The organism is Oleiharenicola sp. Vm1, from assembly GCF_047777955.1.
GTDB lineage: Bacteria > Verrucomicrobiota > Verrucomicrobiia > Opitutales > Opitutaceae > Didemnitutus.
Map to the genome: position 1 here is coordinate 47,134 of NZ_CP180536.1, position 23,520 is coordinate 70,653.

At 64.3% G+C, this 23,520-nt stretch carries 30 protein-coding genes; 6 read left to right on the forward strand and 24 right to left on the reverse strand.

All coding sequences use genetic code 11. From position 1 onward, the window contains the following. Positions 1 to 178: 178 nt before the first annotated feature. Positions 179 to 712 (forward strand): hypothetical protein, encoded by a 534-nt coding sequence (locus ACMYLB_RS00215; RefSeq protein ID WP_415907093.1) that lies wholly within the window; start codon positions 179 to 181, stop codon positions 710 to 712. 2 nt (positions 713 to 714) lie between these two features. Here the strand turns inward: ACMYLB_RS00215 and ACMYLB_RS00220 are convergent, their stop codons facing one another. From ACMYLB_RS00220 to ACMYLB_RS00290, 15 genes are all read right to left on the reverse strand, one after another. Further along, positions 715 to 1,122 (reverse strand): hypothetical protein, encoded by a 408-nt coding sequence (locus tag ACMYLB_RS00220; RefSeq protein ID WP_415907094.1) that lies wholly within the window; start codon positions 1,120 to 1,122, stop codon positions 715 to 717. Between the two features lie 83 nt (positions 1,123 to 1,205). Then, entirely contained in the window at positions 1,206 to 1,682 is a 477-nt protein-coding gene (locus tag ACMYLB_RS00225) for a hypothetical protein (protein WP_415907095.1), read from the reverse strand. Positions 1,683 to 1,698: 16 nt separating this feature from the next. After that, positions 1,699 to 2,499, reverse strand: coding sequence for a class I SAM-dependent methyltransferase (locus ACMYLB_RS00230; protein ID WP_415907096.1), 801 nt, complete (start codon positions 2,497 to 2,499; stop codon positions 1,699 to 1,701). Continuing rightward, a complete protein-coding gene (locus ACMYLB_RS00235; RefSeq protein ID WP_415907097.1) occupies positions 2,496 to 3,092 on the reverse strand; it encodes a hypothetical protein in 597 nt (198 codons plus the stop codon). The genes ACMYLB_RS00230 and ACMYLB_RS00235 overlap by 4 nt, the downstream gene beginning before the upstream one ends. A 435-nt stretch (positions 3,093 to 3,527) precedes the next feature. Next, positions 3,528 to 4,133: a hypothetical protein gene (locus tag ACMYLB_RS00240; protein WP_415907098.1), complete on the reverse strand. Its 606-nt coding sequence runs from the start codon at positions 4,131 to 4,133 to the stop codon at positions 3,528 to 3,530. 38 nt (positions 4,134 to 4,171) lie between these two features. Next, positions 4,172 to 4,393, reverse strand: a complete 222-nt coding sequence (locus ACMYLB_RS00245; RefSeq protein WP_415907099.1) for a hypothetical protein — start codon at positions 4,391 to 4,393, stop codon at positions 4,172 to 4,174. Continuing rightward, positions 4,390 to 4,773 carry a hypothetical protein gene (locus ACMYLB_RS00250; protein ID WP_415907100.1) on the reverse strand — a complete coding sequence of 128 codons (384 nt, stop codon included), beginning with the start codon at positions 4,771 to 4,773 and terminating at the stop codon, positions 4,390 to 4,392. Before ACMYLB_RS00250 ends, ACMYLB_RS00245 begins: the two co-directional genes overlap by 4 nt. A gap of 33 nt (positions 4,774 to 4,806) precedes the next feature. Further along, positions 4,807 to 5,604 carry a GNAT family N-acetyltransferase gene (locus ACMYLB_RS00255; RefSeq protein ID WP_415907101.1) on the reverse strand — a complete coding sequence of 266 codons (798 nt, stop codon included), beginning with the start codon at positions 5,602 to 5,604 and terminating at the stop codon, positions 4,807 to 4,809. After that, a complete protein-coding gene (gene alr / locus ACMYLB_RS00260) occupies positions 5,601 to 6,698 on the reverse strand; it encodes an alanine racemase (protein ID WP_415907102.1) in 1,098 nt (365 codons plus the stop codon). Before alr ends, ACMYLB_RS00255 begins: the two co-directional genes overlap by 4 nt. 28 nt (positions 6,699 to 6,726) lie before the next feature. Beyond that, positions 6,727 to 8,004, reverse strand: coding sequence for a phosphoribosylglycinamide synthetase C domain-containing protein (locus ACMYLB_RS00265; RefSeq protein WP_415907103.1), 1,278 nt, complete (start codon positions 8,002 to 8,004; stop codon positions 6,727 to 6,729). A 391-nt stretch (positions 8,005 to 8,395) separates the two neighbouring features. After that, complete coding sequence (locus ACMYLB_RS00270; RefSeq protein ID WP_415907104.1) at positions 8,396 to 8,815, reverse strand: PLD nuclease N-terminal domain-containing protein; 420 nt, start codon at positions 8,813 to 8,815, stop codon at positions 8,396 to 8,398. Continuing rightward, a complete protein-coding gene (locus ACMYLB_RS00275) occupies positions 8,812 to 9,087 on the reverse strand; it encodes a hypothetical protein (RefSeq protein WP_415907105.1) in 276 nt (91 codons plus the stop codon). The genes ACMYLB_RS00270 and ACMYLB_RS00275 overlap by 4 nt, the downstream gene beginning before the upstream one ends. A gap of 4 nt (positions 9,088 to 9,091) precedes the next feature. Further along, positions 9,092 to 9,586: a hypothetical protein gene (locus ACMYLB_RS00280; protein ID WP_415907106.1), complete on the reverse strand. Its 495-nt coding sequence runs from the start codon at positions 9,584 to 9,586 to the stop codon at positions 9,092 to 9,094. Between the two features lie 335 nt (positions 9,587 to 9,921). After that, the gene (locus tag ACMYLB_RS00285) at positions 9,922 to 10,383 is read right to left on the reverse strand and encodes a hypothetical protein (RefSeq protein WP_415907107.1); all 462 of its coding nucleotides are present in this window, start codon (positions 10,381 to 10,383) and stop codon (positions 9,922 to 9,924) included. 123 nt (positions 10,384 to 10,506) lie between these two features. Further along, entirely contained in the window at positions 10,507 to 10,740 is a 234-nt protein-coding gene (locus tag ACMYLB_RS00290) for a hypothetical protein (RefSeq protein WP_415907108.1), read from the reverse strand. 812 nt (positions 10,741 to 11,552) lie between these two features. Between ACMYLB_RS00290 and ACMYLB_RS00295 the strand changes: the two genes are divergently transcribed. Together ACMYLB_RS00295 and ACMYLB_RS00300 are read left to right on the forward strand one after the other, a co-directional pair. Then, a complete protein-coding gene (locus ACMYLB_RS00295) occupies positions 11,553 to 12,569 on the forward strand; it encodes a relaxase domain-containing protein (RefSeq protein ID WP_415907123.1) in 1,017 nt (338 codons plus the stop codon). After that, on the forward strand, positions 12,566 to 12,856 hold the full coding sequence (locus ACMYLB_RS00300; protein ID WP_415907109.1) for a hypothetical protein: 291 nt from the start codon (positions 12,566 to 12,568) through the stop codon (positions 12,854 to 12,856). Before ACMYLB_RS00295 ends, ACMYLB_RS00300 begins: the two co-directional genes overlap by 4 nt. 393 nt (positions 12,857 to 13,249) lie before the next feature. Here ACMYLB_RS00300 and ACMYLB_RS00305 read toward each other — a convergent pair whose 3' ends face one another. The 9 genes from ACMYLB_RS00305 to ACMYLB_RS00345 form a co-directional block, all read right to left on the reverse strand. After that, complete coding sequence (locus ACMYLB_RS00305) at positions 13,250 to 13,465, reverse strand: hypothetical protein (protein WP_415907110.1); 216 nt, start codon at positions 13,463 to 13,465, stop codon at positions 13,250 to 13,252. Next, positions 13,462 to 13,695, reverse strand: coding sequence for a hypothetical protein (locus ACMYLB_RS00310; RefSeq protein WP_415907111.1), 234 nt, complete (start codon positions 13,693 to 13,695; stop codon positions 13,462 to 13,464). The genes ACMYLB_RS00305 and ACMYLB_RS00310 overlap by 4 nt, the downstream gene beginning before the upstream one ends. Positions 13,696 to 13,707: 12 nt before the next feature. After that, entirely contained in the window at positions 13,708 to 14,589 is an 882-nt protein-coding gene (dapF, locus tag ACMYLB_RS00315; protein ID WP_415907112.1) for a diaminopimelate epimerase, read from the reverse strand. A 335-nt stretch (positions 14,590 to 14,924) separates the two neighbouring features. Beyond that, on the reverse strand, positions 14,925 to 15,389 hold the full coding sequence (locus ACMYLB_RS00320; RefSeq protein ID WP_415907113.1) for a hypothetical protein: 465 nt from the start codon (positions 15,387 to 15,389) through the stop codon (positions 14,925 to 14,927). Continuing rightward, positions 15,379 to 15,684 carry a hypothetical protein gene (locus ACMYLB_RS00325; RefSeq protein ID WP_415907114.1) on the reverse strand — a complete coding sequence of 102 codons (306 nt, stop codon included), beginning with the start codon at positions 15,682 to 15,684 and terminating at the stop codon, positions 15,379 to 15,381. Before ACMYLB_RS00325 ends, ACMYLB_RS00320 begins: the two co-directional genes overlap by 11 nt. Positions 15,685 to 15,837: 153 nt before the next feature. Further along, complete coding sequence (locus tag ACMYLB_RS00330; protein WP_415907115.1) at positions 15,838 to 16,356, reverse strand: hypothetical protein; 519 nt, start codon at positions 16,354 to 16,356, stop codon at positions 15,838 to 15,840. Positions 16,357 to 16,363: 7 nt separating this feature from the next. Continuing rightward, complete coding sequence (locus tag ACMYLB_RS00335; protein WP_415907116.1) at positions 16,364 to 17,377, reverse strand: AAA family ATPase; 1,014 nt, start codon at positions 17,375 to 17,377, stop codon at positions 16,364 to 16,366. Between the two features lie 4 nt (positions 17,378 to 17,381). Then, positions 17,382 to 19,865 carry a DNA topoisomerase III gene (gene topB, locus ACMYLB_RS00340; RefSeq protein ID WP_415907117.1) on the reverse strand — a complete coding sequence of 828 codons (2,484 nt, stop codon included), beginning with the start codon at positions 19,863 to 19,865 and terminating at the stop codon, positions 17,382 to 17,384. Between the two features lie 3 nt (positions 19,866 to 19,868). Further along, positions 19,869 to 20,483: a hypothetical protein gene (locus ACMYLB_RS00345; protein ID WP_415907118.1), complete on the reverse strand. Its 615-nt coding sequence runs from the start codon at positions 20,481 to 20,483 to the stop codon at positions 19,869 to 19,871. A gap of 198 nt (positions 20,484 to 20,681) precedes the next feature. On the opposite strand from ACMYLB_RS00345, the gene ACMYLB_RS00350 reads away from it, so the two are divergent. The 3 genes from ACMYLB_RS00350 to ACMYLB_RS00360 all read left to right on the forward strand — a co-directional run bounded on the left by ACMYLB_RS00350 (position 20,682) and on the right by ACMYLB_RS00360 (position 23,074). Next, the gene (locus tag ACMYLB_RS00350) at positions 20,682 to 21,020 is read left to right on the forward strand and encodes a hypothetical protein (protein ID WP_415907119.1); all 339 of its coding nucleotides are present in this window, start codon (positions 20,682 to 20,684) and stop codon (positions 21,018 to 21,020) included. A 15-nt stretch (positions 21,021 to 21,035) separates the two neighbouring features. Next, the gene (locus ACMYLB_RS00355) at positions 21,036 to 22,472 is read left to right on the forward strand and encodes a replication protein RepA (RefSeq protein WP_415907120.1); all 1,437 of its coding nucleotides are present in this window, start codon (positions 21,036 to 21,038) and stop codon (positions 22,470 to 22,472) included. Positions 22,473 to 22,657: 185 nt separating this feature from the next. Further along, positions 22,658 to 23,074 (forward strand): hypothetical protein, encoded by a 417-nt coding sequence (locus ACMYLB_RS00360; protein WP_415907121.1) that lies wholly within the window; start codon positions 22,658 to 22,660, stop codon positions 23,072 to 23,074. Positions 23,075 to 23,520: the final 446 nt, after the last annotated feature.

The window sequence follows — 23,520 nt, forward strand, 5'->3', positions numbered from 1 at the left end:
CAGCAAACGGCCCGCCGCTCGTTGTATCGCCGCAACGTCTGCCCGCATCCACAGGGGCACGTCGGACCTTCGTCTGTTTCGCACACTGTCTCGCCTTGCTGCATGTCGTCAGTAATGCGCTTTACTGTTCAACCGTCAAGCTTGCGTTGATCTTTCGCGCTGGCCACCCTACTCCATCGTGTCCGATCCCGCACAACTCGTCGTCCTGGTCCATCCAGCTTCACTCTGCGGAAGCCTGATGTTTCACTACGCGGCGAGTTCGAGTCTGCGCGCTGCTGCGCGCGACAACCGCCGGCACCTTTGCGACGAAGTTGTCCGCCATCCTGGCGTCCCGATCGTCATCCTCGGCGAGAATGGCGATGAAATCCCAGAAGTCCCCGAGGTATCTGCGGCCGTCAACCACTGCCAAGCCCACGGCCTCACGATCGAGGCCGGCCCGTGGGGCTCTGAACTGAAACGCGCGGCTGCGAAGATCCACGCGGCGCACCCCGCCGCGAAGACTGTTTTGGTGACGGGCGCATGGGCTGATCGCAAAGACGGCTGCGTGACAACGGTAGCCGATGCCCTGCGCGCGAAGTATGGTAACAGTGCCGCAGTCACCATCTCTGCGTTCGCCCCTTCGCTCGACTCGATCGAGGAAGAGTTCGCGGAGGCCTTCGGGGAACCGCTTCCCGTAAAAACTACGCCGCGGCGATCGACCCGCTCACGCTAAGGTCAGATCCCGCAGCGTCGCAGGACCTCTGCGACCAGTTCGTCCACCGGACGCATCCCGTCCAGGACCTCGACACCTGCCAGGTCTCGCTGCGGCAGCACAAAGGCTGCATTCTCCTGCTCACCGATCAGTGCAAAGCTGGCGTCCGACGGCCGCCGCGGACGACGGGCCTCGCGCCGCGCAAGGCAGATGTCGAACGGCACATCGAGATAGAATCGACGCGCCTCCAGTTCCGCGATCAACGGATAAACGAACAGACAGAATCCTTCCGCCACGGTGCCGATCGTCCGATTGCCAAGTGCGATCGCCAGACGTGAGCCGTTGTAGAGTTCCGGCCGCTCGAACGTCCTGACCGGCCCGCGTGGCGTCCCCACCACCACGCGCTTGCCGCGAATGAAGTGCTCGTCCAACGAGTGGCACGGAAATCCGGCGCGACTTGCCACCGCGCGCGCAAGCGTGGACTTCCCTGAAGCACTCGGGCCCGCAATGAGGATCAATGGGGGGCGCATGGTTTATCGTCTTCCGCGCTCGGCTCCGCTCCGCGTCGCTGATCGTGAAGCCAGTTGCGAACGGCCGTTTCCATCGCATTGAGTCCGTTTACCCAGCAATCGTCAGCGATGCGCGCGGCGTCGCCGGTGAGTTCGCTGTAGCCTTCCGGCGGATCGCCGGCGCCGGCCTCGTTCGCCGCATCCTTGATCGACGCCAGCTCGGCCTCCAGTTTCACCATCCAGAGCGAATCCGCCGGCTCTGCATCGCTCGCCAGAGCCGCGTCTGGGAGCGCGTAAGTGAAATTCTCGTCGCCCATGTGGACCGGCACGGCGCCGCCACCATCGCGCCACGCTTTCTTGCGCAGCAACGACTGGAGCTTCTTATCCACCACCTTCAGGGCGGCCTTGCCCCGCTTTGTCTGCATCTGCGCTGATCCGAGCGCGCAGGCGCGCAAAATTGCGAGAGCTTCGAGCATGTTCATGTTTTGTTGCCTCCGTTTAAGCAGCCGTCTTCCGCCAACGCCCGCCATGATCGGCGTAGTCACCCAGATAGAGAACCTTTCGCACCTGCTGCTTCCAATTCGGGTTCCCAGTCGGCCGACGTGGGCAGACGAAATGATAAATCTGATCCAACTCGGCGTCGCCGCCGGCGGCCTCGATCGCAGCATCCACGACGGCGCCCCAGACGCTCTGCCGCGGGCGCCCCTGCACAAGGAGCAACTTTGCGCCAGGACTCATCCCCTTCACCTCGGCAGTCTCGGGATAGATCAGAAATCCAAACAGTCGGCGCTGGCGCTCTTTCGTGAACACGACCCAGTTCAGCGGACGCATGAGGCCCGGGAAAAGCTCGCGCGGAATCATCTGCTGCTCGATCGAGAACATTTCCGCCCATTGGAGCGTCGGCCGCGCCCATTGAAAGTGATACGCCGGCAGGATCATCGCCGCCCGGCCGCCCTCGTTCAGCTCGCGATGCATCCGCCGGAGAAATTGATCGACCAGCCGACGGGAGAACGGCGGATTGCCAATGAACAGCGTCGGCTCAAATGGGAGCGCCACGGTCCGAAAGTCGCCCGTGATGACAGGCCGACCGCTGTTCTTGATCGCCTGCGCCGCAAGCGCCGGGTCGATCTCGATCCCAACCACCTGCTCGATCGGTGGCGGAATCGCACGAAGAAATCCACGGCCGTCGCCACATGAGAATTCCACGACCCGCTCATGCGCCGCCAGGCTCATCCGCTCCACGAGCAGTTCGCCAGCGAACGCCGGCGTCATGTATTGCCCGAGGCCCTGAGCGCTCACGGCAATGCCCTCCAGGCTTCATCAAGCACTCGCTTGATCGTGATGCACCACGACTCATATTCCTCCATGTTGATGTGCTCTTGGAGCCGGTCGGTGCGCGCCAAGAGCTTATCGACCCCCGCTCGCTCTTCGGAGCCCTCGGGCATAGCCCTCTGGATTTCGCGCAGGCGGTCGTGCAGTTCGTTCAGCTTCTTGCGCTTCGTTGCCGCGATCGCCGCGAGTTCCGCGGCGATCTTGCCGACGGCGAGGATTGCCGAGGCCGCCGCATCGGACTCCGCCGGCGTCAGCAGCGACGCCCCACCGGACGGGACTGCCGCCGCAGGCTCGTCATGCCCTTCCTCGGCGGCGTGACGCTTCCGGGGCGGAGGTGCTTCGGCTTCGCTGATCGGCGTCACGGAAACAATCTTCTCAAATCCGCCGTGCATAGACGCCGCCTTTCGGGCGGAGGCCTCCGTGCCTTTCCGGCGAATCGTCATTTCCTCAATGTCCGGCAACAGCCCTGAACCCGGCTTCCGCCGGGTGAACCGCACCTCGTATCCGTATGGCTTCGGGTCGCTCATAATTCCTTTCGACGCTTCTTCGCTCGTGGACATTTCACGTGCTCGAACAGCATCTGTCCAAACCGCGCCAGCATCGTCACATGGCGGAAACGACGGCGGCCGATCTTCCGGCCGCACACCAGGCACTCGACACCGGGGACGCGCGCGCACTCATACCCCCACTTCGGGTGCAATCGGCGCCGGCGCAAAACCTTCGTTTCCGTAATCACTGCCCCGACAGTAAAGCGCTTTACTGTTGAGCGTCAAGCCCCCTCTGAACCGCGGCGAAGGCCTTCGCATGCCTGCCACCCGAGCAGAAGTGACAACGCACCTTGTGCGGCGCCTGGCGCGGCTCGTTCGTGATCGAAAAGGCGCGCGGCACACTCCGCCGCGCGCTCTTGAAATGCCCGCATTCGAGCCTCAACCAATAGCACCGGTCGTGCACCTCGATGTGCGTCACCTGCCGCCACGGAGCCGTGTGCATCGCGGTCACGTGCCACCCTCCACCGCGGCCACGGCTTCCCCGAAGGCTTCCAGCAATTCCCGCGGGAACGGCGCCGGCACCTTGCGGAGATGCGCCGGCCAGGCGATCTCGCGCTCATCAATCCCAAGCGGCAGCTTGGAGCAGAAATCCCAAATGATGCCATCGAGTGTGCGCGGCATCACTCTCCTGGCGTCCGCTTCCGCCAGGAACACGAGTTCCAGCGTGCGATAACGCTCCGGCGGCGGCGTTGCCTTGGGCGCCTTGTGCCCGAGGTAGCGGAGCCATTTCAGCACGTGCGTATCGAGGGCCGCGTAACGCTCGCCCGGGCGCGTCCAGAGGATGAAGAACCGCGATGTCTTCGGGCCGATCCCGTGGATTTTCTCCAAGACCTCGGGGCCGCAGGCCTTCAGATCGAGCTGCGCCGCCGCGATCTCACGAAAGGCGCGCGTGATCTTCCCGTAGTTGCCCAGCCGCGCCTCGCGGATCGAGGCCTCCAACAACCCGGCCTTCTCCAGATCCTGCACAAACCTGAAGGGAGACCGCCCACCGCCGGCCGCAAAGAATCGTCCGAGCGCTCGGCGCGCGAACTCCGCCGACTTGCCAGCAACCACGACTGAATACAGGAGGCGATACTGACGCTCGTTCGTGTTCACAACTGCTCCTCGACCAGACGCTCAAGCTTCACTCCAAACCGGTCCGCCAGCTCAACCAGCTCCCCGACACGGTAGCCCATCACCACGTAGATCATCCCAACGCCAGCGCGCCGGAGAATCGGCCGCGTAGCGTAAGCTTCCAGCGCCTCGCGACACTCGGTAGCCAGCGCGACGCCCTCCGGCACCGCAATCACCGCTTCGTCGCGTCCAAGTTTCATGTCCGATGCTCAAAGAGTTCGCCAGGCACGTCGGCCAAGCGACGCTTGCGCGGCGTGCCGGCCGGGCGCTCGGAGCGTTCGATGATTGAAACGATCGCAAACTTGCCGCGCTGGAGCAGCGCCTTGAGCGCAGGCGTATCCCGCAGCATCGAATTGCCCGCCCGCTTGGCACAGTTGCGGGTTCGCTCCACCGCGCGCATCGCGCGGATGTGCGCGAAAACCCGCTTCCCTGACGCCGCAACGGTCCGCTCATCGGCCACCGCGAACACGTGATAGTCCTCGCCCCGCTTCGCCGGCACCAACACGCCCTTCGAGTGAAGCCCCATGTTCAGCGCGCACGGCGCACCGTCTTTCGTCACGTAGTAACCGACAACAGGCATGCCCCATCTGTAATGCGCTTTACTGTTCGCCCGTCAACCGCGAAAGCGGGACGCCGCCGCCGCGGCGCCAAGGCCTTCGGGCAAATGCCTCGCCCGAAAGCCTTCGTCCTCCAACAAGTGCCCATCGCCGGCGTCGCCTCCTCCTCGCCCCAACAGGGCCTTCAATTCGTCGCGCGAATTCGACCAACGCATGCCGTTGAAAAACTCGAACCCGGCGAACTGCGTTTTGTAGAGGGCGCTTTCGCTGTAACAGGTGCCGAGATAGAGGTATTCGATTCCCTCGCGCGCGCACCACTGCGCCGCGGTCGTCATCATGAACGCGCCAAGCGACTGACCGACGTGCTCGATCGAATAGAACGCGTAGTAGTAGAACAGCGCCCGGCCCGCCTCGCGATAACACGTCACATAGCCAAGTTCCCTGCCGTCGGATTCCCTGCGGAAGATCAGAACATGCGTCGTCACCGGCGACGCGAACAAGGACCGCAAGCGCGCCTCGCTCATGCCTCCGCCGGAGAAGCGTGAACGAGTGTAAGAAAGGCAGAACGCCAGGCGTTCCTCAGAAAGCGCGAAGTCCTCGCGCGAAACAGCCTCGCACTGCACACCGGGCCACTTCCTCAGCACGCGACGATTTTCCGAGGTCGCGGCGAATTGCTTCAAGACCACGCGGGTGTGGCGACAGAGATAGTAGCGATCGAGCTTGTGCCCCGAAGGCAAGAAGCCGGCCGCCAGCAAGTCTGCCGGCGTCTCTCCCTCCTCGGGGAAGGCCCAGATTGCGAATGGATACACGTAATGCCCGTGATCCGGCCGGCTCTCGGAGAAAAGTAGCTTCATGACGACACCAGCACCCGCGGCAGTTTCGCACGCCAGCGCAACAGCACATCGTAGTTCACCGTCGCAGCAAGGCGCGCCAGCTCGGTCGCCGTGATGCGCTCTTGCCCGTCGTCACCGAGCAGGGTCGCGACATCCCAGAGGCGCACATCCGGCACGTCTGTCACATCCAAAAACACCGCGCCCGTCGAAACTCCGCCGACGATCGGCACGCTGCGACCACGCACCAATGCTCGCCCTGCGTTCCTCATTCTTGGATACCCGTCTCCATAGCCAATCGGTAGGATAGCAATCCGCGTCGGCCGCGTTGCCGTGAAGCGCATGCCATAACCCGCATGGTCGCCCGGACGCAGCTCCTGGATCATCGCGATGCGCGCGCGGACACTCATCACCGGCTCGATCCCGGCGATTCGCCGGCAGACATCCGACGGGAACACGCCGCACGGCAGCAGTCCCACCCGCACCATGTCGTAATGCGCCTCCGGCAAATCGAGGAACCCGCCGCTGTTGCAGGCGTGGCGAACGCCGGCGGGAATCCCGCGGGCCCGCAACGCCGCCAGCACTTCCTCGAAGCGCGCGATTTGCACTCGCGCGAAAGTCTTGTCCGCCTCGTCCGACTGAGCGAAATGCGTGAAAACCCCGCCAAGACGAACACCCGCCGCAGACGCGCAGGCCTCCGCCACCCCGACCGCGGCGCTCCAGTGAGCGCCGTAGCGATTCAAGCCCGTGTTGATTTCGAGATGCACGAGGGCTTCGCCGCCGGCTCTGCGCGCGGTCTCCGCCCACTCCGCGATCTCGTCGGCCGCGTGCACACAGGCAGTGATCCGCTCCTCGACGCAAGTTCGCATCTCCTCGGGATGGCACCGGCCAAGCAGGAGGACATCGCGGCGCCACCCGGCGCCGCGCAGACGCACGGCTTCATCAAGCGAGCCGACGATCAACGCCGATACCCCGGCTTCCGCCGCAAGCTCAGCAGCCGTCAGCAGCCCATGCCCGTTCGCCTCCTCCTTGATGACGTAGCCAAACCGAACGCCAGGCCTCAGCTCCGCTGCGATCGCCCGGAGATTCCGGCGCCAGCGCGCAAGGTCGATTTCCACCCACGCCTGTCTCTGCGGCAGCATCGCCTTATTCGCTCCCGGGCGGCCAAAGCGATTTGCCGATGTCTGTCCGGCAATAGCCGCCAGGGACAATGATCTCTCGCGCACGCGAATAAGCCGCCTCGATCGCCTCCGCCATGTCGGAGCCGAACCCGATCACGTCCGCCACGCGGTGTCCCACCGCCATGAGCGAATCCCCACGGCGCTCAACCTCGCCCCACCAGCAATCGCCTGCGCCGACGGTTTTGCCGCCGCGGAAGGCGATCGGCATCGCCGGCGGCGTGACCTGCGTAAACGGATAGCCGTAGCTTGCAAGAGTGACGGAACAGCCACAATTCGGCCCGCTCTTCCACAACGGCGCAAGCCGTGCGTTGCGCGCCGTCGCATGCAGGACCTCGAACGGGTTCTCCAGCATGCGCAGCATCATCGCGCCAGAGGTCACGCCGATACGCACGTTGTATTCGAGCACGCTCCACCGGCCGTCCTTGAGCGCGGCCGTCACCTGAATCGGTCCGTGAAAGTTCACTTCGCGGAACCACGGCGCCAAGGGCGAGAGGAGTTCGCGCGCCAGGCCGTAGCGATCGGCTTCGTCGCGCTCGACCAGGCCGCCCAGGGGTGCACCGGCTACAAGTCCCGTATTGTTGTCGTGGGCGCGCTTATATTCCTGGTTCGTCACCATTGACCGCACCTCGCCTTCGGAAACGAGAGCGATATGACCAACCTCACGCGCGCCCGCATACTCCTGGAGGAACACGCCCTCGGAGTAATTCAGGTGTGGCAGCCAAGCGGCCGTCTCTTCAATCGACCCGCACACGATCGTGTGGATCGGACTCGAAGGCCGGCAGAGCGGATTCTTGATGACGAAGGGGACTCGATGGGCCGCCAGCAAGGCCTCCGCCTCGCTGCGATCGCGAGCGACAAACGAGCGAGGGAATGCGATGCCGAAGCGTTCGCACAGCTCACGCGCGAAATCCCGCTCTCGCTCGATCCTCATCCCTTCGTCCACTGGCGAGAAAATCGCGACGCCCGACGCGAGAAGATCCTGCGTCCATTCCTGCAACATCCAGTCGATCGACTGTGGAATCACCAGATCAACGCCGAGCTTCGCGACCAACGGCACCGGGCTGGGATACTCGGCCTTCGTGTAGGTAGCGCCCACCAAACCGGGGCCGTAGTGCGCGTAATCGCGCGTCAGATAGGTCGCTACAATGGCACCGCACTCGCCCAGAATTGCGGCCGTGCTGTGCGCGAATGGTCCGATTCCGAGGACCAGGACGGTCGGACGCTTACCCTCCCTCGCGCTCATTTCCAACGCTTCTCCCGCGCCAGCCTCAACCGCTCAGCGCGGCGCTTGCGCTCGGCGCCGGAAACCTGCTTCCGCTTGCCGCGGCCTAGCGTCCCCAGCATCGACGCTACTTGCGCCCGTGTAAGTCCATTCCCGCAGTGCGGGCACGGAACCGTCTCCTCTGTCTTCGGTTTTTTCATGCACACGCCGAGCAAAGGTTCGCTCCGACCCAATAGCAAGGTTCCCCCGTCTTCTCGATGCACTGCCGGCAATCCATGTCGGTGCAGCCGCATACGCGGCATGATCTCACGCGTTGGGCTCGTGGCTTCGAGTGCGCCGACTTCGACCGCTTACGGGCCGCAGGGATGAGTGATTTTGTCGCCATAGATTCGGTTCCTGGTTCGCCATACGTTCATCGCTGCTCTCCGCGGCGATGACTGCGCCCCTCACGCCACACGGCGTCGCTGATCTGCCTGCTGCGTTCTTTCGGGTCAACAAGCCCGTGATGATCGAAAAAAGCCCGGTCGCTCTGCCGCGTGGGCGCGCGCGCATCCGACACCGACGGCGGGACCTGCACTCCCCAGCCGCCGCTTCGCTGCGTCGCGTGCTCGCTACCCCTCCGCCCGAAAGCCCAATAGATCACGGCCCCGATCGGCCCGCCAAAGAATGTGACCAGCACCCACAGAAGCCGGTCTTTGTCATGCCGATTACGCAGGCAGTGGATGAAGCTAAAAAGCCAGACGCCGAACATCGCCATCGTCGTGATGAGCGCGAATCCCCACATCACGATGACGAGCAAAGCCGCGCCGCCAACTGCCTCCTGTGCGCTCATCGTGTCTTCGCACGCAAGCGCGCCTCCAGCTCTTCGTCCGTCTTCGATCGGCTGTAGGCCCCGACAAGATAGAACGCCCCGCCGAAGACGAGCATCACACCGGCCCCGCCGAACATCCCGAGTGCGCCGCCTTTCGATCCCGCGGCAGCGCCCATCAGAACCATCAGCGCCAGAAACACCGTCCCAGGGTGACTCCCACAATGCGGCAGTGTCCCGCAACCGCGGATGACGTGCCCGACGAAACTGACCATCTTGCTGCTGCGCGCGCTCATAGACTCAGTAATGCGCTTTGCTGTCAGGGGCGTCAATTCCAATCCCGTGGCGATCGCGCCACCTGCGATCAAACGCACGAAGGCGCCGTTCACTGACGTTCGTATGCCGCTTCGCCGTGGACTCACACATCGCCACGAACGCCGTCTCTCCAATTTCCTCCTTCACGACTTCATCAACGATCGCGTCCAGTTTCCGGCGATCTTGCACCGGCAGGGACTTGAACACCTTGGAGACCGCCACCGGGTTTACGCCCCAACACTCGGCTAGGAGACTCACCAGCTTTCCGCGGAAATCCCATCGCGCCGTTGGCGTCAGCGCCGCTCTCGCGCGCCTCTCCATCGCAACGCCGTAATTCTCCGAGAACAGGTGCGTCAGCTCCGCGCGAAAGTTTGCCGGCCGGCCGAACGTCCAATACTTGAAATAGGCCAGCGCTTCACTCGGCGTCCGGCCACGCTCGGGCGGCCCACCGTCTGCCAGTCCCTGCAATTCGCTTCTCATGCGTTTCACTAAAGCGCTTTGCTGTTACGCCCGTCAAGCGAGTTTGCTGTTCGCCCCCCCCAAGGCAGCCCAATCCCGATTCCCTCGCTCATCGCACGCTTGAACCTCGCCAGGGTGAGCGGCGCGTTGCGCCGCGAGGGGGCGGCGTTAGCCCCTTGGTTTGCCAAGGCGGCCGCTCGTTGGCGGCCGTCAGCTTCGCCCTTCGTCTTTCGCGTCACCCGCCCGATCCCTGCGCCCGGGTCCAGTGCCGCCAATCGTGATACCCGAAGCCCACAGGAACAGAGCCGCGATGATGAGAGCGGCACCGGCCATCTTCGCGAAAATCTCCACCGCACTCATGGCCCCCGCCGAACTCGCGCACTCCGCGCTCCGTCGCCCAGCAACGCCGGCATCGGCTCTTTCGCCGCCCACTCCGTCGGCGCCGGCCCCAACCGACGAATCGCCACGCCGTTCCGCTTCACCTCCACAAGCTGCCACGTCGGGATCGTGCGTTTAACCTTCAACGGCGCGCCCTCGCCCGAGTCAGGATTCCGCACCTCCCAGTGCGCCTCGAACGCCGTGCTGTCGCCGTATTGGTGCGCCGAGTAGGGCTCGATGTCGCTAAGCCGAGCCGCAATCCATGCGGTCCGACCGAAGTCGATACACCGATCCGCGAATGAACCGCAATCCATGAACCCGTCCCTCATCATCTGCTCAATGGCCTCCGGGCTGGTATTGTGAAACACCCAGCCGTTGCGATGCCGAAGCATTGTCCCGACCACCGGGTCCGCCGGGGCGCTTTTGCGTGCTGCCATCATGCCATCAGCAATGCGTTTTACTGTCCGAACCGGCAAGCCGATTCCCGTGCAGCGGACTAATTCGGATTCACCAACCGCGAATTAGTCCAGCGTGAGCCGAGCGCCGAAGGCGCGAGGCGAACGTCATTCAGCGATCGCTTCGAGCACTTCACGCCGGAATGCCGCCCAGCGCTGCCCGGCTTCGTTGCCCTCGACTTCCACCAAGCCCGCCTCAATGAACGCCCGCACCGTCTGCGTTCCCGCGCCGCGCCATCGCCCGACCTCCTCCACCCAACGATCACGCTCGATGCGCGTCCGCTGATGAAGTCCCTGTGCTGCGATCAGATCGCGGAGAAATCGAATTTGGTTCGTGGTCATACACCCTTCCAGGGGTCGAATTCGCGCCGGCCGGCAGAGTTTTCTTCGCCGCCAGGCGAAGATTCCGAGGCGAGCGAAGCGAGCCGAGGACAGCGTTGCAGAAGAGCGGGTATTCGCACGGCCGGCGGCGCCGGCAAACGCCGTGCGCGAAAAACGCGAGCCGAGCGCCGAAGGCGCGAGGCGAAGCGCTAGTTTCCTAAGAAGCTAAAAAGCCAACTTCCTACCCTCCTAACTTCTAGTTTGTTAGCTTTTTAGAAAACTAGCTTTGCAGGTGCGCGCTGGTCGCCTCCATTCGCCGATTTTGGCCGCATTTTGCGCGCATGTGCCGGAAGACGTAAGGTGCGCTCACTTGTCGGGGCTTGACATTTTGTCTCGCGGCGCGGATTCCGGGGGCCGTCGAATGCTGCGAATAACGATGCTTCGGACCGCCCGACCGCGGCTCCGCTACCACAAACTCAGCGACGCCCTCACCGAAGCCGAGAAGGCCGGCCTATGGCTCGGCGACGGCTGCAAGGCGATCGGCATCGCCCCCGGCCAACCCGTCGCGATCGAGGACCTGCACTCCGCCCTTGAGGGCTACGACCGCCGCGGCGTCTTCCTCGGGCTCCGCCGCGACAAGCGGCGGCGATGCGGATGGGACGTTTGCCTGAGCAGCAGCAAAGCTACTCCGTCGCCGCGCTCTGCGGGCCGGCGCCGCTCCAGGAGGCCTGCGCCGGCGCCTGGCAGGATGCCATCCGCGCGTTCGTCCCGATCCTCGAAACGCTCGCGTGTCGATCGGACGGCGGTAAACGCCCTCCCTGCCCACCGGCAACCTGATCGTCGCCGCGTTCACGCACGAGCGCAGCCGTCACGACGACCCGCACCGGCACACGCACTTCCTCGTGATGAACGCCACTCACGACGGCCGCTCCTGGCGCGCGCTCGAACCGGTGCGATTCTACCGCAACGGCCGCGACCTCGATCGCGCGTTCCAACGTGAACTGCTCGCAGGCCTCCAGCGCCGCAACGTCGCCGCGGTCCTCGATGCCAAAGGGCGCGTGCAACTGCCGTTCGTCTCCGAGCCGGCCTGCCGGCGTCTCTCCCGCGCCCGCCGGACGATCGAGCGCGCGCTGTCCAATCCGCCGGAGTCGATGGCCACGCTCCGCCACGAGCAGACGAAGGCCGCGCTCCTCAATGATCGACTCCGACCGCGCAAGAAGACGCTCGATCGCGCGAAGCCGTTCGATCGCATGCTCACCGCGGCCGAACTCAACGCGCTGCTCAAACAACGACCGACGCCGCCAAAACCGGCGCCGAAGCCAGCGGACTTCAACCTGCTCCAGTCCTTTCTCCGGTCCGTGCTCTCGTGCGAGCCGTTCCCCACGCCAACGCGGATCTTCGCCGCCGCAATTCGCACCGCGCAGCGCAACATCACCTGGCCGATCCTGCGCTGCATCGACACCGCGCAAACTCTCGCGACCTACATCCGCCGGCCGGCCAAGCCAGTCCCGCGCGCAATCGCCGCACGCGCCCGGCCGGAACGCGCGCGCCCCGCGGCCGTCCCCTGGGCCGATCAACTCGCGCAGCGCCAAAAGCAGGCGGCACTCCGCCAACAGCAGCTCGCCGCGCAGCAACGCGCCACCGCTTCCCGATCGCGGCTCGACCAGCTCGCGCAGCGCCAGCGGATCGCCGCGTTCCGGCAACAGCAACCGACCGCGCATCCGCACGCGATCGCTCCGCGACCGCGGCCGAGCGCAACCACGAAGCAACGCCCGACGGCTGGCGCTCGCACGCGCGCCGGCGGCGCGCCGATCGCGGTTCGCGCGCAGCAACGCTCCCGCTCTTCATGAACGCCCACACCGACCCCACCTACTACTCCGTCGGCCGCAACGGCACGTGGACCACTGAGCCGGCGCCGGCGAGCTTCTTCACATCGCGCGGCGCGACGATCTCGCCGAGCCGAATCCATCCCGAGGACAGCGGCATCATGACGCTGTGGATCGACGGCACCAACGCCGGCACGCTCTTCCCCAAGCAGGAGGATCAGATCGCGCACCTCAGGGCGCACGGACTCCTCGATGCAGCTCCGCTGCCGAAACCGGCCGCGCCGGCGACGCGTGGCGCACGTTGTCGCTGATCCGCACTTGACGATCGCGCCGCCGATCTCGACTGTTGCAACCAGGCTGGGACGCCCTCCGGTCCCACAAAATCGGAACCCAGCTTAGGGCCAGCGCCCCGGTCTTCTCACCGGGGCGTTTCCTTTTCACATTCACGGCCACGCAGGTGGCGATCGCGGTAGTCGCAAAGAAGCCGCGCGACACGAATTGCCTCCTCCACGCTCATGGCTCGCCCAGAGCAATGCGGTCTCTGAACTCTGTGGAGGCCTGCGCCGACGGCTCCCCAGTCTGCACACGAGCGCTGTTCAGCGCCCGCACCACGGCGGGCGACCAATCACCGTGCGGATCGGTGCACAGCCATGCCAGGCACACCTCGCGAACTCGCCGAAGGAACCGACTGATTTTCATGGCGTTCATCCTTCGTCTCCGTCTTCGGCGTTCTCAAACTCAACCGGATGCCGCGCACGGCGCGTCGTGCCAGAGCACTTCGGGCAACGGTGTTTGCCGCCGCCGCGAGTCCAACCGTCTCGCGCAAGCGACGGCCATTCCTCCGTCAGCGTCCGCGCATCCAGGCGGACGGAATCGTGGCAGGTGTCGCAGCAGAGTTCCTTGGCGATGCGGATGCTCATGCGGCGATCGCGGCTCTGCCCGCCTCGGTGATGTCGATGCAGACTTCGCCCGTGTAAATGCCGAGCGGCCCAAGCCGCTCCGGGCTCGTCCGGCAATAGCCGCGTGTGACCAGGCTTGCGATCGCCGGCGTCGGCTTTCCGTCACGCAGGCGCCAGTTTTTGCCTTCCGTGAGTTTTCGCAGGAACGCGAGTTCGTTATCGGTCAGCTTACTTTCGATCACAGTGCTCATGGACAGACGCTTTCAGTAAAGCGCTTTGCTGTCAATCCCACAGCCGAAGGCCTCCGCGTGCAATTCGCCGTCGGCCACACGAGTAACCGGTCCGCTCATGCGCACGGCGTAGCCTTCGCCAATCTCGATCCCGATCTCGCCACCCGGCATGTGGACCGTAACCGCCCGGTCCACCATGCCCAGACGGTGCGCGACGGCCGCCGCAGCACACGAGCTGCTTCCCGAGGCGAGCGTGTAGCCGGCCCCACGCTCCCAAATCTCGATCTCGATGTTTCCCCGATCGCGCACGCGCATGAACTGCACGTTCGTCCGTCGCGGAAAATTCTGATGCGTCTCGATCGCCGGCCCGAGCCGCCTCGCGACGGCTTCCGACATTTCATCGAGCACGATCACACAGTGCGGATTCCCGATCGTCGCGGCCGTGAACGCAAGTTCGCGGCCGTCGATCGTCATCCGCTCATTCACCACATCGCGGGGCCATCCCACGACCGGAATCGCCTCGCTCGCAAAGGAGACTCGACCCATGTCAACCTCGACTCGCCGGCCGCCGTCACACACTACCGCCGTGACAACGCCGCCTCGCGTCTCGATCCTGAACGCCTCGCCAGTGCCGACGCGCTGCGCGTCGGCCAGATACCGGGCGAAGATCCTCACGCCATTCCCGGACATCTCCGCCTCCGAACCGTCCGGGTTGAAGATGCGTAGTCCGAACGGCTCACCAGGCGCGCTCTCGGCGCCCCAGAGGATGCCGTCGGACCCGAGCCCGTAGTTACGATGACAGATCGTGCGGACCAGCTCGCGGGTTGGCTCCCAACCCTCCTCGCGCGGTCCCGTCACGATCGGCCCCATCACAATGTAGTCATTGCCCAAGGCATGGTATTTCCGAAAGCGCATGGCCCCGAATCTCCCGGCGCGCCGGCGCCGGTGCAACTCTGCAATCCGCTTTACTGTCACGGCCGCGCGCCAGCGCGGCCCACACTCCGCGGCGCCCACCGCGCCGCGGCCTACCTCGGAACCAACAGGCAGGCCCCCCACAGACCACACCCACACCGCGCGCCGCCAGGCGCGCCCTACTCCCACGCGGCTGCGCCGCTTCCCTACACCAGAACCTACACCCGCGCTTGACTCCCACCATTCGATCGCCCGAACTCTGCCCCGCGTTCGCAAGGTTCGTTGCGAGACGACTAAGCTCCCGCCCCGGATGTGTGTAGTCCGGGGCGGACCTGTTTTCAGGCTGCCGCCTTCATCACGACCAGCGCCCTCGACGGCTGCGCACGCCGCCACTCGCGCATTTTCCTGATCGCGTAGGCATCGGCGTCGCGCTCCGACATCCGCCCGCGGCTACCCCACACCCGCCGGCCGCGGGGATTGCGATACTGCCAGATGTGGCGCAGCTCGTGCGCCACCAGGGCAACCAGCGCTTCCTCGAACGTGCAGGCCTCCCAATCCATGTAGCCGTTCTTTGCCGGCGTGTGGTAGATCGCCCGCAGCAGATACGGATCGGGAATCTTGCACGTCACATAGCGCCCGGCGTAGCAACGGCCGCTGAACCAGTTTCCCCGCCGGCAGCGCTTGAACCAGATGCGCACGGGCCCGCAGCCGCCAGGCGCGCAGAACCTCACCACTTCACGAAGGAACGCCGACGGCACGCGCGTCGTGTTCCTGAACTTCGGCTCGGAAAGTCTAACGTGCATGGCAGCTCCCTTCGTGCGTCGCGCGCGCGCGACGGATCGCCGCGGCGGTCCGTGCCGCCGCCTCCTTGAGGCCTGCGGGACTCAGCGACCGGTTCTCTCTGCCGGCCGGTCCATCCGGGTCCGCGTAGAAATCCGCATCGCTCAACAGTTCATCCAGGTGCGGGTCGTCGATCGACAACCAGGCGCGCCGGCGATCCTCTCTCACGATCGCCGGCGTCGGCAATTCTCGGTCCGCATGGTCCCGCAGAAACACGAGCCCAACGGGGAATAATACAGCGTTCGATTTGATGTGCATACGCGCATATTATATCAAACCGCTTTCCCCGGTTCGGCCGTTTTCGCTCTGAAATCAGCGACTTGCGCGACTCTCCCCGGGCGCCGATTTTTCTTGATCGGCTTCTTTCACGGCCGCCCGTTATCGAAGAGCGGGCGGATATTGCCGCCTATATTATTCCGCTTCCGGCGCCTCGTCCTCGTCTGGATCGGCCAAGCCGACCTCCTCGTAGCGCTTCACGATCGGATGCCGCTCCGTCTCGCCCTCCGAATTCGTCTCCAGGCGGAACGCCTGCACGCAGCAACCGATCTCAGGGTCATCACGCAAGCGCGCAATCTTCTGGAGCGACAGCAACGCTACCAGCTCTTCGAGCTGCCAATGATCCTTCGCCGCCTGCGTCTTCCTGAAAACCGTCACCTCGATGTTGCCGAAGACGAGGGCCATCTTGTTGCCCATGTTCAGCGACTCGCTGAACGCGATCCACGGGACAAGCAGCGTCGTCACGCCGCCGTCCCAATCGAGCCGCAGACACGGCCCGGTGGCCTTCGCCTCTTCAAATGGTTTTTTCTGGGTCGGCTTCACCTCCGCCTTTGGCGTTGCGCCGGCGGCGCCGCCGGCACGCGTCGGCATGCCGCGCATCAGCGCGCTCTTCGTCGTTGCGGTGGGGGCCTCGGGTTTCGGTGCTGCACTCATAGTTCGTTCACTCCGTTCGGATTTTCAGTTCCTGCCCCACCAATTCGAGGCGGAGCTTGCTGCCAGGCAGAGTCTGAACAATCGCCTTGAGCAGGGCTTGGCTCTCTTCCGATTCCCAGTCCTTGGGAAGCTCGATGCCCTTTTCCGCGAGGCATTCCAGGATCTTCTCCACAATCCCCGCTCGCACGTGATACTCAACGGTGTTGCGCATTGGACGGGCGCCTAGCGTCTCGTGAAATCCCTGCGCCACGATGAAGCGAAACACTCCGTCTCCGATCACGATTTCGCGCCCGAGCCGCGCGCTCTGGAATCGCGCTTCGTCGGTCAGCATGTCCCGCGCAATTTGCTCCTGCACCCTGTAGGTCAGGCCGCGGAACACGATCTTGTCTGTGAACCGCGCCCAGACTTCAGGCCGGAAGTGAGTCATCGCTTCCTGCTCGATGTGCTCGGCAACGAGAGCGTAGGGCAGATTGCCCATCTCCATCGCATCCGCACTGCCAAGGTTCGAGGTCACGATGCAATGGATGTCGTCGAGATAATAGGTCTTGCCGTTCGCCATCGTGACCGTCGCGCCCTCCATGCCGAGGAACACGTTGGCGATGTCCTTATGCGCCTTCTCGATCTCGTCCACCAAGAGCATGTGCCCGCCGGCTTTCCGCAGCCGATCGAGTTCGTCGCCGAGATAACCGTTGTCGTTGCGATTCTCGCCCAGGAGTCGAGCCAGGTCGCGCTTCTCCTGGAACTCCGCCATGTTCAGGCGAATGATCGCATCGGTGCCGTAGAGAAGTTCACTCGCCGCGACGGTCATGGAAGTTTTGCCCGTGCCGGTCGGACCGAGCTTGATGAGAAAACTGCGCGGGCGCCCCTTCCTTGTCAGACCCATCTCGCCGGCGAGGATCGCACGCGCGTAGCGCTTTGCGGCCTCCGGTTGACCGACCACCTTGCGGTTAATGTGCTCGACCAGCGACAGCCACCTTTCGTGCTGCGCGCCGCGTTTCTGCATTGGTGAGCTGGCGATCATCGTCTCAGCCGAAGTTGAATTCCAAGCCCGGATACGGCTTCTTGCGGGCGTTGTAGAACACAATTGGATCGCTCTTGAACGCAGCACCGGCGCCCGAGCGGAAGAGCTGTCCGCTCATGCGGGTGCCTTCCTTCCCGCCGCCGAGAATCGCCGCGAGTTCCTGCGGCGTAAGTTGGTGGCCCGCGAGCGCCTTCATGAACTTCGTGTCGCGTTCGTTGCTCTGCACACCGGGCACGGTGTAGAACGTGCCCCAGTCGAGAATTTCCCCCGTGTGCTTACCCCACGTCGCTTCGACACCGGTAGGAGCCCCCTCGCTCGACGTGCCCGCTTTCTGCGGCCACTGCACGTTGATCTTCGGGTAGGGCTTCGCGTTCGCATCGAACGTCAGCTTCACCTTCTGCGGCGGCCGTCCCTTGAACAGCGACGGCACCTCACGCTCGACGCCGGCGGCGCCGGCTCGCACAACCTCCGCCATTTCCGCCGCCGTCAGCTTCGCACCGGCGACATTCTTGTAGAAGCGTCCCACCCAGCCGGCCGCGGTGAAATACTCGCCTTCATCGACCAGCTCAACATCGGCCGCATCCTGGGCGCCTGGTGCCGCCGGAATCATCACGCCCGTGCCCTGCGTCGGCCCGATGCCCATCGCGGAAGCGAGCTGCGCTGCATCGGCCGCGTGCAGCGAAGCGATGTATTCCGTCACGCGACCCTTGATCCCGCGGACAAACTCCGCCGGGTCTCCCCCCTCAGCGATCGCATCGAGCGACATTTGCCAAATGGCCGTCTCACCGGCGTCCACGAGCGGCGGTGCGGCGCGCTCCAGGAGCGCGACCAGGGCGCGCCCTTTCGGGGTGGAAGTGATCTGCCGGCCTTTCTTGCCGATGTAGTCGCGATCCACGAGCGTCGCGAGAATTTCAGCGCGCGTGGCGCTCGTGCCGATGCCGCGCTGCTTGCCTTCGTCGCGATTCAGAATCGCCCGGAGCTGCGGATCGGTGACGAACTTCGCGACGTTCTCCATGTCCGCGAGAAGCGTGCCTTCCGTGTAGCGCCGCGGCGGACGCGTGCGCTTCGCATCGACGGAGGTCTTCATGATCGCCGCAGGCTCGCCGTCCTTCACCTTGGGCAGCGTCACGTCCGCCTCTTCCTCTTCACCGGTCTCCGGCTTTTCGTCGCGGAATGCGGCGCGCCAGCCGTAGTCCACCGGCACAGTTCCGCGCGCGCGGAACTCGACGCCCGCGGTGAACGTGATGTTCACCGCGTCGAAAACATAGTCCGGCATCAGCGAAGCGAGATATTGCCGCGCGATCAGCAGGTAGAGGTCGCGCGCCGATTCGTTGAGCTTCGCCAAGTCCGGGAAATTCGTCGGGATGATGCCGTGGTGCGAGCCGCCGATTTTCTTGTCGTTGAACCAGTGCCCCGCCTTGAACGTGGCGCTGCGTAGCGCTGCGAACTCGGGATACTCGACCAGGGCGGCCGTGATCTTCGGCACGTCGGCCATCTGCTCCTCGGGCAGGTAGCCGACATCGGTGCGCGGGTAGCTCGTGCACTTGTGTTCCTCGTAGAGTTCCTGGGCGATCTGGAGCGTCTTCTTGGCCGGCCAGCCCCAGAGCGCATCCGCTTTCTTCTGGAGCGCAGCGAGCGAGAATGGGCTGGGTGATTTCTCGCGCTTGCCCGTCTCGGTCTCGACACTCAGCGGGCCGCGCGCGCCCTGCGCGCCGGCGACGATGCGTTCCGCATCCGCCCGCTTCGTGATACGATGCTCCTCGCCAGGTGCGTGCCGCAGCGCGATCTCGACGCCGGCATCCGTGCGGAGCTGTGCGATGACCTCGAAATAATCGCTCGGCTTGAAATTCTCGATCTCCCGATCGCGACGAACCACCAGGGCGAGCGTGGGAGTCTGCACGCGTCCGACACTCATGGTGCCGGCCGCGCGCGGGCTTTTCAACGTCGCCGCCCGCGTCGGGCCCATTCCAACCAGCCAGTCCGCCTCGCTGCGCGCCGCCGCAGCGTAGTAGAGACGGACCGTTTCTTCACCCGGCTTGATGCGATCGAGCGCCTTGCGGATGTTCGCAGGATCGAGCGCAGTCAGCCAGAGGCGGCGCGTCGGCCCGCGCCAGTTGAAATGCGCCAGGACCTCGCGGCCGATCATCTCGCCCTCCGGGTCGCCGTCCGTCGCGACGACGACTTCGGAGCACTCGCGCAGCAGCGCGCCCACTTCACGCAGTCGCCCCATCGTCTTCTCGATCGGGAGAAACTTCGGCCGCTCGGGCAGAATCGGCAACTGCTCCCAGCTCCACCGACCGCCCCACTTCGGATCGTATTCCTCCGGCTGCGCGAGACGCAGCATGTGGCCGAAGAGCCACGTCACACGCCCGTCGGCCGTTTCCCAGTGCGTTGAAGTTTTCCGCTCGGAACCCAAGACCTTCGCGAGATCCGCGGCTTGGTTTGGTTTTTCCGTGATGAAGAGGCGTCCGTCACTGGGAGTTGGCATTGCTCAATCAGGCTTTCGCTCTCGTGTTTTTTTGGCGAGGGCCTGTGCGAGAGCTGCGCGCGCATCGGCGCTCACAGTCACCTTCCATTGTTTGTCAGATTCTTCGGCTTGCGTGTAGCTGTAGGACGACGACGGGCGGGGCCGGCTGCCTGGCGGCAGACTGCGCCGCGCGAGCACGGCGATCGCCTTCACCACGCGGACGGCCGCCTCGCGGTCGCCCTCGATCACAACCACGCCGTCGGCGATCGCTGCAAGCGCCAGCGCTTGCCAGCGCCCTCGCGTCAAGACGCGACCGGAAAGCCGCACCTGATCGCCGCGATAGAACGGACTCACGTTCTCGTTCTCCGTGCGCAGGCGCACCCGCGTCACCACCTTGTCCGCCTTCTCAGGATCGTGCTCTTTCGTCGTCCACAGTTTCAGGCCCGCTCGATCGGCCGCCTTGTAGATGCCGAGCAAATCGGTCTGGCGATGCACGCGCAGTTCGACGCGGTGCTGCTTCATGGCCCGCAGCAGAATCGGAAACTTATACGCCACGATCACCTCACCGATCAGCGGCTCCGGGGCCGGAGCAGGCAGTTCGATGACAGGCAGGTTTTTCGTTTCAGGGGCGAAGGCCATAACTCGGGCGAGGCGGTGTTTTGTGTGGCTTGGCATATTCTACGGGGATTCGCAATGCTCTATTGTTGACAAGTCGCTTAAAGTTTACTTTTGGAAAGCTGTGAACGGCCGTATCCTTGAAGCCAAAAGCCGGTTTGTCGGTAACGAATTCTCCGTTACAGACCGCTCGGCACCGGTCGTTTTAATCTTTCATCGAACATGAGCGCCACCGCCTTCGTTTTCCCCAACGGACTCGACTCACTTCTGACCGCGACGCGCAGGCTCGCGGAAGAAACCGCGCCGTATCGCGCGCGCGTGCTCGCCGGCTGCGCCGAAGCCGAGCAGGCCGCGGTCGCCGCGGTGCACCGGGTTCTCGATCGTCAGGCCGGCGCACTGAACCGCTTTGACACCCTCGCCGGCGCTTCCCATGCTGCGGGCGTGCTGCCGGAATCCCTCGCACGCCTCGTTCCCGCGCCCGCCCCCGTCCTCGCCTTCCGCGAGGAAATGCCGCCCCTGCCAGTCGCTCGGGCGACAGGAACCAACGGCCGCAGTCGCTGAGAAATTCCCGCCGCCATGAAGCCGACCGCCCCGCTCCCCGCGTTTCAAAACTCGAAGTTGCTGACGGCTTTCCGGCTCGCTGGCGGCACCGAGGCACAGTTCCTCACTTGCGGCACCTCGACGCTCAACGACTACGAGCTGGATAAAGCGCTCAAGGCCGGGGTCGATCTGAGCAAGAGCCGCGAATTTTTCGAGCGTGCCAAGGGCCTCCTGGGCGACGCGCGCTTTTCCTCGTTGGTCGCCAGCTACGCTGAGGCTCCGGGCAATTCACGCGAACCGACCGCCGTGCTCATCAGCCGCATGGTCGAAGCCGTGAACCAGCTCCCGAAGAAATACATTGCGAGCATTCCCGAGGACGGCGCCGCGCCGCGGCCCCGCCAGGCGGAGTTCTCCCTCGATTTTGCCGCCGAGAAGCCGGCCGCGGCCAGCCGTCCTGCCGCCACGCCGGCCCATTCGATTGATTGCGCGTTCTCTCCGCGACGCCAGCGCACGATCGAGAAGAAGCTGGAAATTGCCAACGCCATCCAAACCGTCCCGCCCAAGGACCGCGAAGCGATCGCCTACTCGTCCGGCGCACTGGTGCAGGCAAACCTGCCGCACAGCAACCCGGGCAACATCCCTCTCTGGGAACGTCGCAACGGCGGCTTCACCTTCCGCCTCGTCGTCGGCTTCGGCGACGATCGCGACCCGCTGACGCAAGAACCCAAGCGGCTCGGCTGTCCCTACGGCGTGATGCCACGCTTGGCGTTCATCCACATCGTCACGCAAGCGAAGCGGACCAAGAGCCCACGCATCAAGCTCGCTGATTCGTTCTACGAGTTCCTGACCAAGCTGGGGGTTTCCGACTCACAAAAGAACTACGTCGCGATGCGCGATCAGCTCACTCGCCTGCTGGGTGCGCACATGGAATTCCGGTGGAACGAAAAAACCACCCTCGTCACGGACAATAACACCGTCACTGAGAACAAGACCTTCATCCGCCCGAGCCCGATCGCCGACGATTGCGCGCTCTGGTGGACCGAGAACAGCAAAGCCCCCAAGCAATCGTCCCTGTTCGAGTGCTTCATCGAGCTGAACCCGCGCTTCTACGACAGCATCATTGGCACCGCGAATTCTCGCAGCTTCGCGTTCCCGCTCGATTTCGACACCATCTCCGCGATCAAGCGTTCATCTCTCGCGATCGACACCTACGCGTGGTCCGTCCATCGCATCTACCGTCTCATGCGCGACGGCGAGAAAAGGGTCTTCATCTCCTGGCGCGACCTGCACGAGCAGTTCGGTGCCGACTACAATTCGCCGCGCATGTTCCGCTTCAAGATGCGGCAGACCTTTTCCACGATCGGCTGTTTCTGGCGCGGGAAATTCAATTACGAGTTCGATATGCGCAACGGCATCATCCTCGGACCGAGCGATCTGCCGGTTGACCCGAACGGCGCTCGCGCACTCAAGTGAGCTTCCTTCTCGGCGCCGCCATCGTGTTCACGCCGATCCTGGCCATCGGTATCGCTGCCTGCCTGGCTATCCTCGTTTCCAGACTGCTGCCGAAATGGCTGGATTGAATCGCGCGCAGCGCAATGCTCCGCGTTGACCACCTCGGGCACGTCGCCCGAGGTTTTTCGTAACCACGCTTGCGGTCCGTGCAGCCCACCAAGAGCAACGCCGTCGTCTGCCCTGCCTGCGGTGCCGTCACCCGCGTCACTCGCTTCGGGTGTTGGCGCAAGCACCATGCGCTCTCGGCGTGCAGTGACGGCCGCTCGCGTCTGGCGACGCCGATCTGCATCCTCTCAGGCAAACCAGCCACGTCGCCGGCGCCACACCAACGCTTGGCCGCCGCGCTCGCGGCGCTCCAGGCGCAGGCCGCCGCCGCTACGGAACTGCTCAGCATCCGCGGCAAATGCCCAGGCCACATCCGCGCTCGCCTCGGCTCCTCACAAATGCGGGTGTCCCGCTACCCCGAGGAATCGCGCCGCATCTGGGATCTCCTCTCCTCCGGCCGCACAAGGAAGACACTGCGCGAGCTGACACTGGCGGACGTGAAACGCCTTCTCGGCTGACTCTGCCGGCCCCGCTCTACTGCAACGCGAGCCTGCCCCTTGGCTGGAGCGAACTCCCGCTCTTCAGTAACGCTTTTTGCGTAACCTATTAATGTGCAACAATCGGCCTCAAAAATTCAGACTGTCCGACACCCGCTCTTCGGTAACACTTTCTAGAATTCTAGCTTTTTAGCGATTTCCCGCTCTTCGGTAACGGAATCCCCGCTCTTCAGTAACGCTTTTTGCGTAACCCGCTCTTCAGTAACGGTCGGTGATTTCCCGCTCTTCGGTAACGCTTGCCCCGCTCTTTGGTAACGGTCCCCCCGCTTTTCGGTAACGCTTGCCCCGCTCTTCGGTAACGATCGGCATTGCCGAATGCTCCGCATGTCATTGCAGAACACGCGATTACAGCAAGCCAAATTTCTCCCCCTAATAGCTCCCTTATAGTATCCAAATAGGAACCCCAT

Coding starts and splice junctions, on each gene's coding strand:
- ACMYLB_RS00225 (WP_415907095.1), bottom strand. CDS start 1,682: ATGAACATGCTCGAAGCTCTCGCAATTTTGCGCGCCTGCGCGCTCGGA.
- ACMYLB_RS00235 (WP_415907097.1), bottom strand. CDS start 3,092: ATGTCCACGAGCGAAGAAGCGTCGAAAGGAATTATGAGCGACCCGAAG.
- ACMYLB_RS00245 (WP_415907099.1), bottom strand. CDS start 4,393: ATGAAACTTGGACGCGACGAAGCGGTGATTGCGGTGCCGGAGGGCGTC.
- ACMYLB_RS00250 (WP_415907100.1), bottom strand. CDS start 4,773: ATGCCTGTTGTCGGTTACTACGTGACGAAAGACGGTGCGCCGTGCGCG.
- ACMYLB_RS00255 (WP_415907101.1), bottom strand. CDS start 5,604: ATGAAGCTACTTTTCTCCGAGAGCCGGCCGGATCACGGGCATTACGTG.
- ACMYLB_RS00265 (WP_415907103.1), bottom strand. CDS start 8,004: ATGAGCGCGAGGGAGGGTAAGCGTCCGACCGTCCTGGTCCTCGGAATC.
- ACMYLB_RS00270 (WP_415907104.1), bottom strand. CDS start 8,815: ATGAGCGCACAGGAGGCAGTTGGCGGCGCGGCTTTGCTCGTCATCGTG.
- ACMYLB_RS00275 (WP_415907105.1), bottom strand. CDS start 9,087: ATGAGCGCGCGCAGCAGCAAGATGGTCAGTTTCGTCGGGCACGTCATC.
- ACMYLB_RS00280 (WP_415907106.1), bottom strand. CDS start 9,586: ATGAGAAGCGAATTGCAGGGACTGGCAGACGGTGGGCCGCCCGAGCGT.
- ACMYLB_RS00285 (WP_415907107.1), bottom strand. CDS start 10,383: ATGATGGCAGCACGCAAAAGCGCCCCGGCGGACCCGGTGGTCGGGACA.
- ACMYLB_RS00290 (WP_415907108.1), bottom strand. CDS start 10,740: ATGACCACGAACCAAATTCGATTTCTCCGCGATCTGATCGCAGCACAG.
- ACMYLB_RS00300 (WP_415907109.1), top strand. CDS start 12,566: ATGAACGCCCACACCGACCCCACCTACTACTCCGTCGGCCGCAACGGC.
- ACMYLB_RS00305 (WP_415907110.1), bottom strand. CDS start 13,465: ATGAGCATCCGCATCGCCAAGGAACTCTGCTGCGACACCTGCCACGAT.
- ACMYLB_RS00310 (WP_415907111.1), bottom strand. CDS start 13,695: ATGAGCACTGTGATCGAAAGTAAGCTGACCGATAACGAACTCGCGTTC.
- dapF (WP_415907112.1), bottom strand. CDS start 14,589: ATGCGCTTTCGGAAATACCATGCCTTGGGCAATGACTACATTGTGATG.
- ACMYLB_RS00320 (WP_415907113.1), bottom strand. CDS start 15,389: ATGCACGTTAGACTTTCCGAGCCGAAGTTCAGGAACACGACGCGCGTG.
- ACMYLB_RS00325 (WP_415907114.1), bottom strand. CDS start 15,684: ATGCACATCAAATCGAACGCTGTATTATTCCCCGTTGGGCTCGTGTTT.
- ACMYLB_RS00330 (WP_415907115.1), bottom strand. CDS start 16,356: ATGAGTGCAGCACCGAAACCCGAGGCCCCCACCGCAACGACGAAGAGC.
- ACMYLB_RS00335 (WP_415907116.1), bottom strand. CDS start 17,377: ATGATCGCCAGCTCACCAATGCAGAAACGCGGCGCGCAGCACGAAAGG.
- topB (WP_415907117.1), bottom strand. CDS start 19,865: ATGCCAACTCCCAGTGACGGACGCCTCTTCATCACGGAAAAACCAAAC.
- ACMYLB_RS00345 (WP_415907118.1), bottom strand. CDS start 20,483: ATGGCCTTCGCCCCTGAAACGAAAAACCTGCCTGTCATCGAACTGCCT.
- ACMYLB_RS00350 (WP_415907119.1), top strand. CDS start 20,682: ATGAGCGCCACCGCCTTCGTTTTCCCCAACGGACTCGACTCACTTCTG.
- ACMYLB_RS00355 (WP_415907120.1), top strand. CDS start 21,036: ATGAAGCCGACCGCCCCGCTCCCCGCGTTTCAAAACTCGAAGTTGCTG.